The sequence below is a fragment of the Roseibium alexandrii DFL-11 genome (assembly GCF_000158095.2).
Lineage (GTDB): Bacteria > Pseudomonadota > Alphaproteobacteria > Rhizobiales > Stappiaceae > Roseibium > Roseibium alexandrii.
On the sequence record NZ_CM011002.1, the window covers coordinates 235,000 to 250,236 of the forward strand.

11 protein-coding genes are annotated in these 15,237 nt (G+C 56.5%); 6 read left to right on the forward strand and 5 right to left on the reverse strand.

All coding sequences use genetic code 11. The features are described from left to right. Positions 1–62: 62 nt before the first annotated feature. Both SADFL11_RS01055 and SADFL11_RS01060 read right to left on the reverse strand, forming a co-directional pair. Positions 63–1,268 (reverse strand): hypothetical protein, encoded by a 1,206-nt coding sequence (locus tag SADFL11_RS01055; protein WP_008196773.1) that lies wholly within the window; start codon positions 1,266–1,268, stop codon positions 63–65. A gap of 212 nt (positions 1,269–1,480) precedes the next feature. Further along, positions 1,481–2,578: a class I SAM-dependent methyltransferase gene (locus tag SADFL11_RS01060; protein ID WP_008196224.1), complete on the reverse strand. Its 1,098-nt coding sequence runs from the start codon at positions 2,576–2,578 to the stop codon at positions 1,481–1,483. 195 nt (positions 2,579–2,773) lie between these two features. Between SADFL11_RS01060 and SADFL11_RS01065 the strand changes: the two genes are divergently transcribed. Continuing rightward, positions 2,774–5,206, forward strand: a complete 2,433-nt coding sequence (locus SADFL11_RS01065; protein ID WP_008195947.1) for a DUF3772 domain-containing protein — start codon at positions 2,774–2,776, stop codon at positions 5,204–5,206. Positions 5,207–5,213: 7 nt separating this feature from the next. Here the strand turns inward: SADFL11_RS01065 and SADFL11_RS01070 are convergent, their stop codons facing one another. After that, positions 5,214–6,152 (reverse strand): pseudouridine-5'-phosphate glycosidase, encoded by a 939-nt coding sequence (locus SADFL11_RS01070; RefSeq protein ID WP_008193555.1) that lies wholly within the window; start codon positions 6,150–6,152, stop codon positions 5,214–5,216. A 100-nt stretch (positions 6,153–6,252) separates the two neighbouring features. Then, positions 6,253–7,191, reverse strand: a complete 939-nt coding sequence (locus SADFL11_RS01075; protein WP_209002705.1) for a PfkB family carbohydrate kinase — start codon at positions 7,189–7,191, stop codon at positions 6,253–6,255. Between the two features lie 324 nt (positions 7,192–7,515). On the opposite strand from SADFL11_RS01075, the gene recA reads away from it, so the two are divergent. From recA to SADFL11_RS01090, 3 genes are all read left to right on the forward strand, one after another. Further along, positions 7,516–8,583 (forward strand): recombinase RecA, encoded by a 1,068-nt coding sequence (gene recA, locus SADFL11_RS01080; RefSeq protein ID WP_008193049.1) that lies wholly within the window; start codon positions 7,516–7,518, stop codon positions 8,581–8,583. 308 nt (positions 8,584–8,891) lie between these two features. Next, positions 8,892–11,549: an alanine--tRNA ligase gene (alaS, locus tag SADFL11_RS01085; RefSeq protein ID WP_008197114.1), complete on the forward strand. Its 2,658-nt coding sequence runs from the start codon at positions 8,892–8,894 to the stop codon at positions 11,547–11,549. 190 nt (positions 11,550–11,739) lie between these two features. Beyond that, positions 11,740–13,014, forward strand: a complete 1,275-nt coding sequence (locus tag SADFL11_RS01090; RefSeq protein WP_040450810.1) for a cyclic nucleotide-gated ion channel — start codon at positions 11,740–11,742, stop codon at positions 13,012–13,014. Positions 13,015–13,064: 50 nt separating this feature from the next. On the opposite strand, the gene SADFL11_RS01095 is transcribed toward SADFL11_RS01090, so the two are convergent. Further along, positions 13,065–13,595, reverse strand: a complete 531-nt coding sequence (locus SADFL11_RS01095) for a hypothetical protein (protein WP_008192235.1) — start codon at positions 13,593–13,595, stop codon at positions 13,065–13,067. Between SADFL11_RS01095 and SADFL11_RS01100 the strand changes: the two genes are divergently transcribed. Both SADFL11_RS01100 and SADFL11_RS01105 read left to right on the forward strand, forming a co-directional pair. Beyond that, positions 13,594–14,286 (forward strand): aspartate/glutamate racemase family protein, encoded by a 693-nt coding sequence (locus tag SADFL11_RS01100; protein ID WP_008192113.1) that lies wholly within the window; start codon positions 13,594–13,596, stop codon positions 14,284–14,286. The genes SADFL11_RS01095 and SADFL11_RS01100 overlap by 2 nt on opposite strands. A gap of 107 nt (positions 14,287–14,393) precedes the next feature. Next, positions 14,394–15,167, forward strand: coding sequence for an SDR family NAD(P)-dependent oxidoreductase (locus tag SADFL11_RS01105; protein WP_040450809.1), 774 nt, complete (start codon positions 14,394–14,396; stop codon positions 15,165–15,167). Positions 15,168–15,237: the final 70 nt, after the last annotated feature.

Consider the following 15,237-nt stretch of genomic DNA (forward strand, 5'->3'; position numbering starts at 1 on the left):
TTGGGTCTTCCCAAATTGCTGGAGCCGGGCAGACCCGGCTCCCAATGAGTCTTAGTCCGAAGTTAGAGCCCTTGGCCTTCGGCCGTCAACTTGGCAAGACGGCGCTTGCCGTCCTCGACGGCGTTGCGGATCTCTTCGGAGTTCTTGGTCGACATATCCCGCATTTCTGAAATGATTTCGCGGGACTGGACCTGAAAGTTCACAACGGAATCAACCAGTTTTTTGACTGATGCCGCCGCAACAGTTGGACCATAACCGGCCTTGAGCGCTTCTTTTTGGACCGCATCTCCAATTTCCGCCAGCGTCTCGAGGCTCTTGTTGATGCCGTCTTTCATGGCGTTGAGCGTTTCGGTGGACTCATGCAGGCCTTGCAGCCCTGTGAAAGAGGCATTGAGCGCAGTCAGAACAGACTCGTTCGTCGAGAAGAAGCTGACCGACTGGGCGTACACCCGCTCCTTGGCGTTGGTGGTCTGGACCAGCCGCGCCATAATCACTTCTGACGTGTTGTAGCCGACTGTCAGGTTGTCCGAGAGATCCTTGGCGATCTGGTACCGCTTTTCCTCGTCCTGCATCTCGCGCAGACGTTCGTCGCGGGCAAGCTCAAGGCGGGCCTTTTGGGCTGCATCATCGCCAGCGTAGGCTTCAACTTCTGCCGAGGCCCCCTCAAGTGCTGATTTGGCTGCATCCAACTTGGCGGTTGCCATGTTCAGCAGCTCGAGCGCCGTGACTTCAGCTTGTTTCAACGCGCCGCGGAAGTCCCGATAGGCTTCAAGGATCGTCTGTTCCCGTTCAATCTGGTCCTTGGTCGCCTTGGCAACATCCTTGTAGGTGGTGCGGATGTCGGTGAAACGGTCTGAAATGGTGCCGCGGCGCATGTCCCGCCACTTGTTTGAAAGATTTTCTGTGAAGGAGATCTTACCGTCTGCGAGCTGGTCAACCAGGGCCTTGGCATCATCGCGGATCGAATTGAACGCGTCGGTGATTTCTTCGTACCGCTCGCCAATATCCATTTGCTGGACCTGATTGCGGACCACTTCATTGAAATTCGAAGCCTGGCCCAGCGTGCGGGAAATGATCAGCACCTTGTCCGGAGATAAATCCGAGATCTGTTCCAAAAGGGCGTTGATCGGCGCGTCCGATTCTGTTTCGGGCGTGATGCCGATGTCGCGCAACGTCGTCAATGCGCGGTCGAGGTATTGAAGGGGCGAAAATCCACCGGCCGGAGCTGGGGTTTGGACAGCTGTTCCTTGGGAGTTTTCTTCAACCATTTAAAACACCTCGATACCTGTTTGCTTATGTTTAGCCGCACGAGTTTTGCGCGGTCCGGATGACTACAGCGCTTCACATAGGACTGCCAACGGGCATGTTGTCAATGAAAACCCATCCCGTTAGGTCACTTAGCCTTACAGCCATGAGATGACAGTCTTTTTGCATTACTGGTCAGCCCTGATTGGCATTTGAGCAGACCTTGGACATAAGGTCATCGGCGGCGCAATACGAGCGTCATCGTGAGTGTTTCGGATGCATAGCGGCCGGGCTCGGCTCGGTACAGCTTTTCGAAGCGCTCGAAAAACGTTGCAATCAAGGCATCAGCCTCATCAACGGTTTTTGCCGATTTTTCAAAAAGGTGCAGGCGGAGTGACGATTCTCCAAAGCCTCTGACATACCCTGTGTAGAGCTCAGCGTATTTTTCACGATCCGCCAGCCAGTCTTGATAGGCGTCTTGCGGGTTAATTGCAGCGTCGGTTACGGAGGCCTCAATCACTTCGAACGCAGCTTCCAGATCCTCGTTTTGAATGAGCGGACCAACTGCGTCGCTGACAGAGGGAAACCAGAGGGGGAATATGAACCGGTCAAGGGCCTCTTCGGATAATAGCCCATCGGTGACCATCGTAGCGGCGACCTTATGAATGGCCCGGTAAAGGTGGCGGGCTGATCCGCGTATGCCATTGATCTCTTCAAGGTCCGGCGTGCTTCCAAGGGTCGAGACGATCAGATAGCCGCCGGGTGCAAGTTCGATTGCCCGGCTTCTCAAGAATCTGGTCCAGTCGGATCTTGCGAGATCTTCGTAGGCGGCCCGGGCGTCCCCCTCAAGATCGGCATACCAGACTGTGCCGGGCGAAGAGATCAGCAGGGGGCGGGACAGCCAATGGCTGGCCACAAAACAGGTCGCCAGCGAGATCGAACCCGAGGCTGCCATGACGTCATAAAAGGATCCGATCGAGGCCTCTGTCCGGATATTTTTGTCTTGTAGATATCCGGACCCTGAGAATACGAGACCAAACAAGCCGTTCCAGTCATTGTGGGGTTGATCGCCATGACAGACGGCAATGTGGCCGTTCGGAGAAGTTTGACGGTAGGCCGCTATAGAAGGTTTGACTGCCTCTATTGCCGTGTGACCCGGGCCGCAGCCGAGATCGAGATGCCGGAATTCCGTTTTCTGGGGACCAATGTCCCGAACAGCTCTTTCTATCCAGTCTGCTCTACTTTTGACCAGATTGCTCTGCATGTAGGAGTTCCGGTCGTAATTGACCATGTGTTCTGTCGCGGTGTCTGACCCGGTCTTCTCATCCGTCATGCCATTGCCTTTCGTGAAAAATGGCAGATGAGACTAGGAAAGACCAATCCCTGCAGTCTCCGCAAGGGGCAACAGCAAACCAGATCGAAAGCAACAGTGGGCGACAGCCGGTCATGACCGGCTTTCTATTGACTGGTCTTTAAAGACCGTCAGTGTGGACACGTTAGAAAGTAGTTTGTCAGGCGGCAGTCATTGATGCGTTTTATCCAGCTTCTGGGCACATTTTTGATCTTCTGGACAGCGGCTGCGCTGCCCATTGCACCTGCTTCAGCGCAAAATGGTGACGCCGAACAAACCGATGCATTGGGGCTACCGTCATCGGCGGATGAGCTTTTTACCCGGGCAACCCATGCGCTTGAGCAAGGTACGGTCTCGATCCGGACGTTGGAGCTATTGCGCAGCCAGTTGGTCTCAGTTCGGGACCGCCATGCTGCCATCGTCAATCTGGGAAGCGTTGAGGCGGATACCTTGCAGGCTCAGCTTGATGCTCTCGGGCCCGTTCCCCCGAGCGGTCAAAAGGAAGCCGATGATATTGCGGCGCGCCGCGCCGAGCTGATCAATGCCGTTGCTGACGCCAATGCGCCGGTCATTCAGGCAAAAGAGATTCAATTCCGCGCTGCTGCCCTGATCCACGCTATTGATCGGCATATACGCACCAAAACCCTCGACCAACTCACGCAGCGTTTTCCGTCTCCCGTCTTTCTTTCGACCTGGAGTTCGGCTGCTGCCGAAATTCAGCAGTACCAGCAACGTCTTCAGCGGGACATTCAGAATCAGTTGGCCCGGCCGAGTGTTTCCAAATCGCTCGGGCAGACTGTCCCTATTTCAATTGCACTTGTGGTGTTTGGCCTGGCCTTCTTGTTCTGGCTCCGGTTTCCGATACACCGCTTTCTTCTGAGGTTTAGCCTGCAGCAGGAAGGGGGCTTTCGGGTCATCCTGGCGGCGGTGTTGTACAATCTGAGTTATCTGATTTTGCCCGCAATCGGCCTGATCTCCTTCCTGGCCGTCATCCGGATCCTTGATATTCAGCCCAATGCGGCCCGAACCGCACTGATCGCAGCGCCCGCGTCTGCATTGGCGGTTGTGCTTGCCATGTGGCTCGGACACACACTGTTCGCGCCGGAGCAAACCCGATGGCGTCTTTTGGATCTTGAAGAGCGAAGCGCGAAACGCGGGCTGTGGTTCTGCTTGGGTCTCGGCATTTTCCTGATGCTGGAAATCACTCTGGAAGCGCTGCAGAGGGACAATGCGTTTGGCGAAGCTGCGCTGTCTGTGATCTCGTTGCCCCTCATCGCTGCGGCATCCATTTTTCTTTGGTCACTCGCTGGGGTTTTGAGGCCGAATACGCCCGCCGCGGATGCTGGTCAGCCTGAAGCAGAAGACCCGGACGAGGAGGATGAAGCCGGGGTGGAAGAAGCCTCGGTCAATCCGCGGGACTCCGGTTTTCTGTTTTCAATGTCCGTGCTGATGAAGGCATCCGCTGTGATTGCCTTCATTTTGACCCTGGCCGGGTATGTCTTGATGGCCCGGGCGGCAATTATCCCGATGATCGTGACACTCGCTCAACTCGGGCTTGGGTTCATGTTCTATCACCTGGCGCTTGCCTTGGTGCGGACGGCGACCAAAAGGGATGCAACGGAGCCGGTTCCCATCCTCATTTCGCTCGGCTTGATAATCGCTCTGGTCATTGTGTTTGCTCCGCTGATCGCCATGACTTGGGGCGCGCGGCCAACCGATATTGCAGATGCCTGGCGGTTGTTTATGGGGGGCGTCCAGCTGGGTGACATCCGGCTGTCGCTTGACACGCTGCTGATCTTGATCGTGGTTTTCGGCGCTGGGGTTTTGGTCACGCGCTGGCTGAAACGACTATTGCGGACGTCCGTTCTTCCGCAAACGCGTATGGACATTGGTGCGCAGACAGCCATCGTCACTGGAACCGGGTATGTCGGCTTGACGCTGGCGGCGTTGATTGCGGTTTCCACCGCTGGTCTCAATCTCTCCAGCCTCGCAGTGGTCGCCGGTGCGCTGTCTGTTGGCATTGGTTTTGGCCTCCAGACAATTGTCTCCAACTTTGTCTCCGGGATCATTTTGCTGGTTGAACGCCCGATCAAGGAAGGTGACTGGATCGAAGTCTCGGGGCAGTCGGGATATGTTCGGAAAATCTCAGTGCGGTCGACGCGGATCGAAACGTTTGATCGTCATGATGTCATCATTCCGAACTCGGATCTGATTGCCGGCACGGTGCGCAACATGACGCTGAGCAACAAGACCGGCCGCCTGATGCTTCCGATTAGAGTCGCCTACGGCAGCGATCTGGAAAAAGTGAAAGAAATCCTGACCAACGCCGCGCGGGCGCATTACACGATTGCCCGGTATCCATATCCGTTCGTCTTGTTCATCGGGATGGGCGACAGTGCGCTCAATCTGGAACTTCGATGTTATTTGAAGGATGTAAACAACATCCTGACCACCCAGTCTGACCTTTATTTCACGATCTACAACGAGCTCGGCAAGGCAGGCATCGAAATCCCGTTCCCGCAGCAGGATGTTCATTTCAAGGATATGGACAAGCTGATTTCAGCCTTGGCAAAACGGGAAGAGGCAGATGGAACACCGGCCTCTTCGTGAAGCCTGATCAGACCAGTTCTGCTGCAATTCTTGCGGCGAGACGCGCATTGTTGCGCACCAGCGCAATGTTGGTGTCGAGGCTGCGGCCATCGGTCAGCTCAAGGATGTTGCCGAGGACGAACGGTGTTACTCCCTTGCCGGTCACATTCTGCTCGGCTGCTGTCTTGATGGCCGCGTCGATGAAACCTGACATTTCATTGCGGGGAATTTCATCCGTCTCCGGGACCGGGTTGGTGATCAGCACACCGCCATGATCTGAAAAGTTCTCCCGCACCTTCAAAAGCACACCGATCTCGTTCGGCGTATCAAGACGGTAAGGAGCGCTGAGGCCGCTTTCGCGGGACCAGAAGGCAGGCAATTCGTCAGTCCCGTAGGCAACGACCGGAACGCCTTTTGTTTCGAGTACCTCAAGGGTTTTCGGAATGTCCAAAAGCGCTTTGGCGCCAGCACACACGACACAGACAGGCGTGCGGGCGAGTTCATCGAGGTCCGCTGAGATGTCGAAGCTTTGCTCTGCGCCCTTGTGCACACCGCCGATGCCACCCGTCGCGAAGACTTTGATGCCAGCTGCGTGAGCCGCCATCATCGTCGCGGCTACCGTAGTTGCTCCGTAGCGGCCAGTCGCAAGCGCAAAAGTGAGATCCGCCCGTGAGCACTTCATGACATCTTCCGCCTGTGCAAGCCGGTCGAGATCCGCGTCGGACAGGCCGACATGGATCTTTCCGTCCATGATGGCAATCGTTGCCGGAACAGCACCGTTTTCCCGAATATCGGCTTCGACTTGCCGTGCCGTTTCAACGTTCCGCGGGAATGGCATGCCGTGAGTGATGATGGTCGATTCCAGCGCAACGAGCGGCTTGTTGGCGGCGAGCGCATCACGGACTTCGTCGCTGTAGACGATCACGTTTTTCAAAGCGGCGGATTGGGCGGGGTGTGTCACAAGCAAAAGCCTTTTAGATGTGTGGCAGGTCGGCCGGAGCCGGGGGAATTTTGCGCCTTATAGACATCTGAACAAAAATCGCCAAGAACGGTATTTGTCCATTTGGTCAAATTTCATTGAGGGTTGCAAGGGCGTCCCATGATAATCCTTCTGCCAGGGCTCCGGTGCTTTTCAGTGTGATGGCGGCGGCCCGAAGCCCTAACGGCACGGCATCGTTCAGATGATACCCGCGGCAGAGGCCGGCAATCGTTCCGGCGGTCAAAGCATCTCCGGCACCGGTCACGTCAACGATTTGGGTTGCAAGGGTCTTATGAGCGGTGATTGCCTCTACGTTGAGGACAAGCACATCGGATTTGCCATTGGTCAGGACCACCCGCTTAGCGCCGAGGTATTGAAGGTCGCGGAGCAGGTCTTCGCTCGATGTCTCTGTGCTCTTGCCCGTCATGGCGAGCGCTTCGCCGCGATTGAGCATCAGGCAATGGAGTTTGGGAAGCAGCGGCAGCAGCCGGGTGGCTTTGGAATTGGAAACAGCGTTTGCGACCAATCTGCCTTTAGGCGCGCGATCAGAAACGGACTTCAAGAGCTGATCCGGCAGGTTTGCATCGATGAACCACAGCCCGGTTTTCAAGGACGCTGGGAGCGCATCGAAGACCGGATCAAAGAGATCTGGCGGAGCTTCGCTCAGCACCCGGTCATCCACGCTTGCAGCAGCGAGCGACCCGTCCGGATTGTGAAAGGCAATGTATTGACCCGTCGAAAATCCGGTGCGTTCCAGGGTGTAAAGCTCGATCCCATCGGCGGTCAGTTGCTCCGATAAGCTCGCCCCAGCGCCATCGGCTCCAATTGCACCGGCAAGCCCGGTTGGAATGTCCAGCCGAACAAGTGTCCTTGCAATGTTGGTCGCAACTCCGCCGGGCTTTGCAGTCAGCTTCGCCGGTGTTGACGTTTCCGGGCGATAGGCCTCGCTGGCATGGGCAAGCGTATCATAGTGGATTGCGCCGGTACACAAGACCGGTAGGGGAGAAAAAGGAAACACGTTTGTCATCATCACATCAATAGGCGAGGGAGTGCCATTTCCGCTTTGACATCCCTGCAGAAAACTTGAAGACCGGCGGGCTAACAGATTGCGCCTTTGTCCGCAACCAGCCGGTCACTCTGTGATTCTCTCACGCTGCCCGGTCTCCGAATGTTCCAAATTTAACTTACCTTGCGTTATTCTTTATACATTCATATGAGAACATATTGGAAACAAAAGGCAAATTCCATTTAAATACCAAACGGTTTTGGGGGCTTGAAAAATGAGAACAAAATAAGTACAAAGGAGCGGATTGAAACAGAGCGTCCATCATGGAATAAGGAGCGTTCAGCCATGTCGCAAAGTACACTTCGTCTCGTAGAAAGCAGCCAGATGGACAAGACAAAAGCGCTTGATGCAGCGCTCAGCCAGATTGAACGGGCCTTTGGTAAAGGCTCCATCATGCGAATGGGCCAGGGGCAGGTCGTGGAGGTTCAATCAGTCTCCACCGGGTCGCTTGGTCTTGACATCGCCCTTGGCATTGGCGGTCTGCCGAAAGGCCGGATCGTCGAGATCTACGGGCCGGAATCGTCCGGTAAGACGACACTGGCTCTGCACACGGTGGCCGAAGCGCAAAAGACCGGCGGCATTTGTGCCTTCATCGATGCCGAGCACGCGCTTGACCCGATTTACGCCCGCAAGCTGGGTGTTGATATCGACAACCTGCTCATTTCCCAGCCGGATGCCGGGGAACAGGCTCTGGAAATTGCCGATACGCTTGTCCGCTCCGGCGCGATCGATGTGTTGGTGATCGATTCGGTTGCTGCATTGACGCCGAAGGCCGAGCTCGAAGGCGAAATGGGCGACAGCCTGCCCGGTATGCAGGCGCGTTTGATGAGCCAGGCCCTGCGGAAGCTGACGGCGTCGATTTCCAAGTCAAAATGCATGGTGATCTTTATCAATCAGATCCGGATGAAGATTGGTGTGATGTTTGGCTCACCGGAAACCACTACCGGCGGCAACGCCTTGAAATTTTACGCCTCCGTCCGTCTGGACATCCGCCGGATCGGTGCGATCAAGGACAAGGATGAAGTCGTCGGCAACCAGACCCGTGTCAAAGTGGTCAAGAACAAGCTTGCGCCGCCATTCCGTCAGGTTGAGTTCGACATCATTTACGGTGAGGGCGTGTCAAAGATGGGCGAGTTGATCGATCTAGGCGTCAAGGGCGGCATTGTCGAGAAGTCGGGCGCATGGTTCTCCTACAACAGCCAGCGGCTCGGCCAGGGTCGTGAGAATTCGAAGCAGTTCCTGCGCGAAAACAAAGAAATTGCAGACGAGATTGAATTGTCTATCCGCCAGAACGCCGGGCTCATCGCCGAGGCGATCATTGACCCGGCTGGCGGTGAAGAGGACGACGATTAAGTTCGACCCGCATTTAGATCGAAAACATTAGCTGTTCTAGTCGGAATTGGCGGTTTTCAGAATTCAAGAGCCCTTCCGGAGCTGATCCGGGAGGGCTTTTTGTGGTCCGGGCACTCTCCGTCGATTGCTGTCGCGAACCCCGTATGAAACTTCGATCCGAACCGCAGAATCTCGGGGGCAGACCGCTGGACACACCGAGTGCCGAAAGTTAAAAGGCTGTTCCGGTGCGCAGGGATTGTCCCTGACACGCACCTTTGTCGATGTTTCTTTAGGGCCCGGACGCGGGCCCGGATCTAAGCGAGACGTGAATGACCGGCGTAAACGAAATCCGCTCCGCCTTTCTGGACTACTTCAAGGCCAACGATCACGAGGTGGTCGACTCCGGTCCGCTAGTGCCTCGCAACGATCCGACCTTGATGTTCGCAAATGCGGGCATGAACCAGTTCAAGAACGTCTTTACCGGGCTGGAGACGCGGGATTACAGCCGGGCCGTTACTGCCCAAAAGGTCGTGCGTGCGGGCGGCAAGCACAACGATCTCGACAATGTTGGTTATACCGCGCGCCACCACACATTCTTCGAAATGCTCGGCAATTTCTCCTTCGGCGACTATTTCAAGGAACGCGCGATTGAGCTCGCCTGGAACCTGATAACCAAGGAGTACGGTCTTCCGAAGGACCGCCTGCTGGTGACGGTGTATGCAGAAGATGATGACGCGGCAGTGTTCTGGAAAAAGATCGCCGGTCTTTCTGACGACAAGATTATCCGCATCCCGACGTCCGACAATTTCTGGACAATGGGGGACACCGGTCCGTGTGGCCCGTGTTCGGAAATTTTCTACGATCACGGCGATCATATCTGGGGCGGCCCTCCAGGAACGCCGGAAGAAGATGGCGACCGGTTTGTCGAGATCTGGAACCTCGTCTTCATGCAGTACGAGCAGACACCGGATTCGCGTCTCGATTTGCCGCGCCCGTCCATCGACACAGGCATGGGCATTGAGCGTCTTGCGACCGTTCTCCAAGGCGTCCACAACAACTATGACATCGATCTGTTTCGGGCGTTGATCTCCGCTTCCGAGCACGAAACAGGTGTTGAGGCGTCCGGCGATGCGCTGTCGAGCCACCGGGTGATCTCGGATCACCTGCGCTCCACCAGCTTTTTGATCGCCGACGGCGTGTTGCCGTCGAACGAGGGCCGCGGCTACGTTCTGCGCCGGATCATGCGCCGCGGTATGCGTCACGCCCATTTGTTGGGCGCGCGCGATCCGCTGATGCACAAGCTGGTCCCGTCGCTGATCCGTGAAATGGGCCGTGCTTATCCCGAGCTAACGCGTGCCGAGGCGTTGATCACCGAAACCTTGAAGCTGGAAGAAACCCGGTTCCGCAAAACACTGGAGCGGGGGCTTGGATTGCTGGACACAGCAACCGAAGATCTGACCGCGGGTGGACAACTCGACGGCGAAACGGCCTTCAAGCTCTATGACACATACGGTTTCCCGCTGGATCTGACGCAGGATGCCTTGCGTGTCCGGGATATCACCGTCGATACCGACGGTTTTGATGCTGCTATGGAGCGCCAGAAAGCGGAAGCGCGTGCAGCCTGGTCTGGATCCGGCGGTGCGGCTACCGAAGCCGTCTGGTTTGCCATGAAGGAAAAATACGGTGCCACCGATTTCCTCGGGTATGAGACGGAAGTCGCCGAAGGTATCGTTGCGGGCTTAGCGGCAGATGACGCGGAGACCAATGAACTGAAAGCTGGTGAGACCGGTTTTGTCGTTTTAAATCAGACGCCGTTCTATGGAGAGAGCGGCGGTCAGGTCGGCGACACCGGCGTGATGACGGCACCTGGTGTGAAGATCACGGTCACCGATACACAAAAGAAGGCTGACGGTCTTTTTGTGCATGTCGTGACTGTTGACGAAGGTACCGTAACGCCTGAGCTCGCACTGGAGTTGAAGGTGGATCACGACCGGCGTTCGGCTGTCCGGTCGAACCACACGGCAACCCACCTTGTGCATGAAGCTTTGCGTGAAGTCCTTGGAACGCACGTCGCCCAGAAAGGCTCGCTGGTCTCGCCGGACCGTTTGCGCTTCGATTTCTCTCATCCCAAGCCGATGAGTGACGACGAGCTGGCGATTGTCGAGACCTTCGCCAATGAAATCATTCTGCAGAATGCGTCTGTTGAAACCCGTTTGATGGCTGTTGATGACGCGATCGAGGCTGGCGCCATGGCGCTGTTCGGTGAGAAATACGGCGAAGAAGTCCGCGTCGTCTCCATGGGTACAGCGCTTCATGGCGACAAGACCGGCAAGCCTTATTCACTTGAGCTTTGCGGCGGAACGCATGTCAAACGGACGGGCGACATTGGCCTTGTAACACTTGTTTCCGAAGGCGCGGTGGCCGCTGGCGTGCGCCGGATCGAGGCCCTGACCGGGGCTGAAGCGCGGACTTACCTCGATACGCAAGACAAGCGGCTTCGCGAAGTCGCCGGGATCCTGAAGGTGGGCACTGGGGATGTTCCATCCCGTGTTGCTCAGCTTGTCGAGGAACGGCGTAAGCTGGAAAAGGAACTGGCGGACGCACGCAAGAAGCTTGCAATGGGCGGCGGCGCGGACGGCGGAACTCCGGTCAAGGATGCCGGCAGTTTCAAACTGATGGCCCGCACCGTCGAAGGCATCAACCCGAAGGACCTGAAAGGCATGGCCGACGAAGCCAAGACCCAGCTTGGGTCCGGCGTTGTTGTGCTCATCAACGTCGCGGAAGATGGGAAAGCAGCCATCGTCACTGCGGTGACGAGGGATTTGACCGAAAAGGTGAGTGCCGTGGATCTGGTGCGGATCGGGTCTGAAGCGCTCGGCGGTCGTGGCGGCGGCGGCCGCCCGGACATGGCGCAGGCCGGTGGCCCGGATGGATCAAAGGCCGAGAGTGCCGTTTCTGCGATTGAGGCGCATTTGGCTGGTCTTTGAAACTGACCTGACAGCACACGGAACAGTAAAAGGAGCGGGAGCACACAGTCTTCCGCCCTTTTTGTTATTGCTCCTTGTGCAGCTTGCCTATCTGCAGACATGCACTTGCGCTTCCGCAGGATAATTTTGCGCAACTCGAAACTTCGGCTATGTCTTTTAAAAAGTGAGTCCACTGCAAGCAGGACAACCTGTGCCCGGCCATGATTTTAAACGCGCACTCTACGAAGTGCTTGAAGATACCGGTAAACGCCGTCTTGCGGCGCAAAGCCTGCGCAATTTTCTGATCTTCCTGATTGTGGCAAATGTCGTGTTTGCCGTCTTGGAGACCGTGCCGGAAATCCGGGACACGTTCGGCCCGCATTTGAGGTTTTTACAGCTTGGCTCCGGCGTCATTTTTCTGATCGAATACCTATTGCGGCTCTACGTGGCGGACCTTCACCCGCCGATGCGCCGCTACGGACCGGTCGGGGCCCGGTTGCGCTATGCGCTTCATCCGGACGCGATTGTCGATCTCATAGGCGCATTGCCGTTGGTTCTCGTTCTGGTTTTGCCAAACCAGGCCGTGACGATGGTCGTCATCTTTCGTTTGTTGCGGTTCCTGAAGCTCGCCCGCTATTCCCCGGCGCTCCGATCGCTGATTTCCGCGGTTGCCGCAGAGCGCAAGGCGCTCATAGGATCCAGCATGATCATCTTTGGCGTGATCCTGATGGCCGCCACGCTGATGTATCTGATTGAACACAATCATCAGCCGGAGAAATTCCGCAGCATCCTGCACGGTATCTACTGGGCCATCACCACGGTGACCACGGTTGGCTACGGAGATGTCGTGCCAATCAGCAACCTCGGCAAGATGGTCGGGGCGGTTGTCATGCTCATGGGTTATGGGTTGATTGCATTGCCGGTTGGCATCATTGCCTCAGCTTTTGCGCGCGAGATCCACAGCCGTGATTTTGTCGTCACTTGGTCCATGGTTGCCCGTGTGCCGCTGTTTGAAGATCTGAGCGCGACGGAAGTGGCGTCGGTTTCAAAACTTCTTCAAGCCTTCAACGTGCGCAAGGGGGCCACCATCGCCGAAGCTGGAGACATCGCTGACCGGATGTTTTTCATCACCAGCGGTGAAGTCGAAATCCGCACGGAACACGGGACGGTGTTCCTTGGCGAAGGAAATTTCTTCGGCGAACTGGCGCTCCTCAATCAGGCAGTTCGCAGAACAACGGTGGTCGCCTACCGGGATTGCCAGTTACTCGTGCTTGAGGCTGGCGCTCTGCAACAGCTGATGGATCAGGATGCGGCTCTGGCGAAGAAAATCATGGATGAGGCCCGGGAGCGGGTCGAGGCCGGCAAGAAGGTGCTCGGTGAAATCGCTGAAGAAGAACTGGAGCAGGCGGGCATCGTGCCTTCCGATGAAGATAACAATCTGCAGCCGGAGTTGTTCGAAGATGGCCGGCCCGTGAAGGCTGACTAGAGCAGCACTCCGCTTAAAAGGCGCTGCCTATTGTCTGCGGCAAATGAAAATCAGGGCGTCAAGCCGGGCGGGACCTGCCGGTAGAGCGGATGGCCATGCCAGAAGACATCCGTTGGTCCGACTGCAAAATCAACCACGTTCCAGCGGTCATATTGATAGCGAAGCAGAACATAGGTTTGAAGACCGTCCATATAGTCCGCCTCGCTGGCGTAAACGGTGTTGCGCAGGTCGATCGGAGCGCCTCCGGGCCGTTGTGGCGCAACGCCTGCAAAGGCCCAACCACCGCCAGCCCGAAGCCAGCTCACAACGAATTCGACCGGCGCTCCAAAATGGGCTTCGGCCAGCGGGCGGACCGCGTTAAGGATTGCTGAGCGCTCGGCAGTGCCTCTTGCTGGCTCCTGGACCGGTTGGGCATGTGCGGCCGGGGTGAGGATCAAGAGGCAAGCGGCGCATAAGAGTGCGCTGACAAACCTCTGGAATACATATAAAAACCGGCCTTGTTCTGAATTTGATTCAACCAGCTTCCGTTTGGGAAGTATCTGTCCGCCTGGCGCGGAAATCTTAAGATGAAAGTCAGTCATGAAAACCATTGGTCTGCTCGGCGGTATGAGCTGGGAAAGCACAGTCACTTATTACCAGCTTTTGAACCGAATGACACGGGATCGGCTGGGCGGCCTGCATTCGGCGAAATGTCTGCTTTGGTCTTTCGATTTTGCCGATGTTGCCAAGGCGCAATCCGATGGCGACTGGGCACGGGCAACGCGCCTCATGATTGACGCAGCGCAGAACCTGGAACGCGGCGGTGCGGAGTGCTTGGTGATATGTACCAACACCATGCATAAAATGGCCGGAGAGGTTCAGGCCGCGGTCGATATCCCACTCATTCACATTGCCGATGCGACGGCACCGGCAATCAAGTCAGCAGGCAGCACAGCGCCCTTGCTGCTCGCAACCGCCTATACGATGGAGCAGGACTTTTACAAAGGTCATCTGCGTGATCAGCACGGGATTGAGGTGCGGATCCCGGAGGCTGATGACCGGGCGGCGGTGCACCGGATCATCTATGAAGAACTTTGTCAGGGAGAAGTGTTGGACCGCTCCAAGACGCGCTATCTCGACGTTGTTGACCGCGCCGTCGCTGCAGGTGCCGATGGCGTTATATTCGGATGCACGGAAATCGGACTATTGGTTTCAGAAGTAGACTTTCGCGTTCCAGCCTTCAATACAACAACGCTGCATGCCGAGGCCGCCGTCAGTTTTGCACTCGGCTGAATACGAAAATCTGATCAGAGACACTTGAAACTGCGGCCGGCAATGGGCATTTGCGCAAAAGTAAACTCATCAGTATACTTTTTTCGCAAAGCTTGAAAGGAAAGACCATGACCGCCACCGCTCTGATCACCGGAGCCTCTTCAGGTATCGGTGCCGCATTTGCCCGCTACCATGCCGCAAAAGGCGGAGATCTTGTTCTCGTCGCACGGCGTGAAGACGCGCTCGAGCAGTTGAAAACAGAGCTGGAGGCAAAGCATGGCATTAATGTGCATGTCTTTGCGCGGGATGTGGGGTCTGGCGAAGCCGCGCAAGCGCTGTACGACGAGATCACCAAGGCGGGGATTGAGGTTGGAATTCTGATCAACAATGCCGGATTTGGCGGCCGGGGCAATCACATCGAGCGGGAGCTTGCCAGCGAGCAGGCGATGGTCGATCTGAATGTCATGTCCTTGATGACGCTGACCCGGCTGTTCGGACACGAAATGGCCCAGCGCGGGAAGGGCTACATCCTGAATGTCGGGTCAACGGCCGGTTTTATGCCCGGGCCATCACAGGCCGTCTATTTCGCAACCAAAGCCTTCGTGAACTCCTATTCGCAGGCGCTCAATGAAGAGTTGAAGCCTAAGGGCGTGAAAGTGACAGTTCTGGCACCTGGATATGTCGAGACTGAGTTTGCCAAAATTGCAGATCTTGAAGGAACGCAGCTGACGCGCTCCGGCGCAACGCCGGAAAGCGTGGCAAAGATCGGCTATGACGCGATGATGGAGGGCAAGCTGGTTTCGATTAACGAGAAGGCACTCGACTTCTCGCTCAATTGGGTGATTCCGCTGTTGCCGCGCCGAGCCGTCCTGAAAATGGTTTCCAAGATGCAGGCGAAGTAGCCGCGCGAAACTGTCAGTCCAGCGGTCAATGCACCCGGCAGGCGGAGGTAGACCTGCGCCGGGTGCCGCT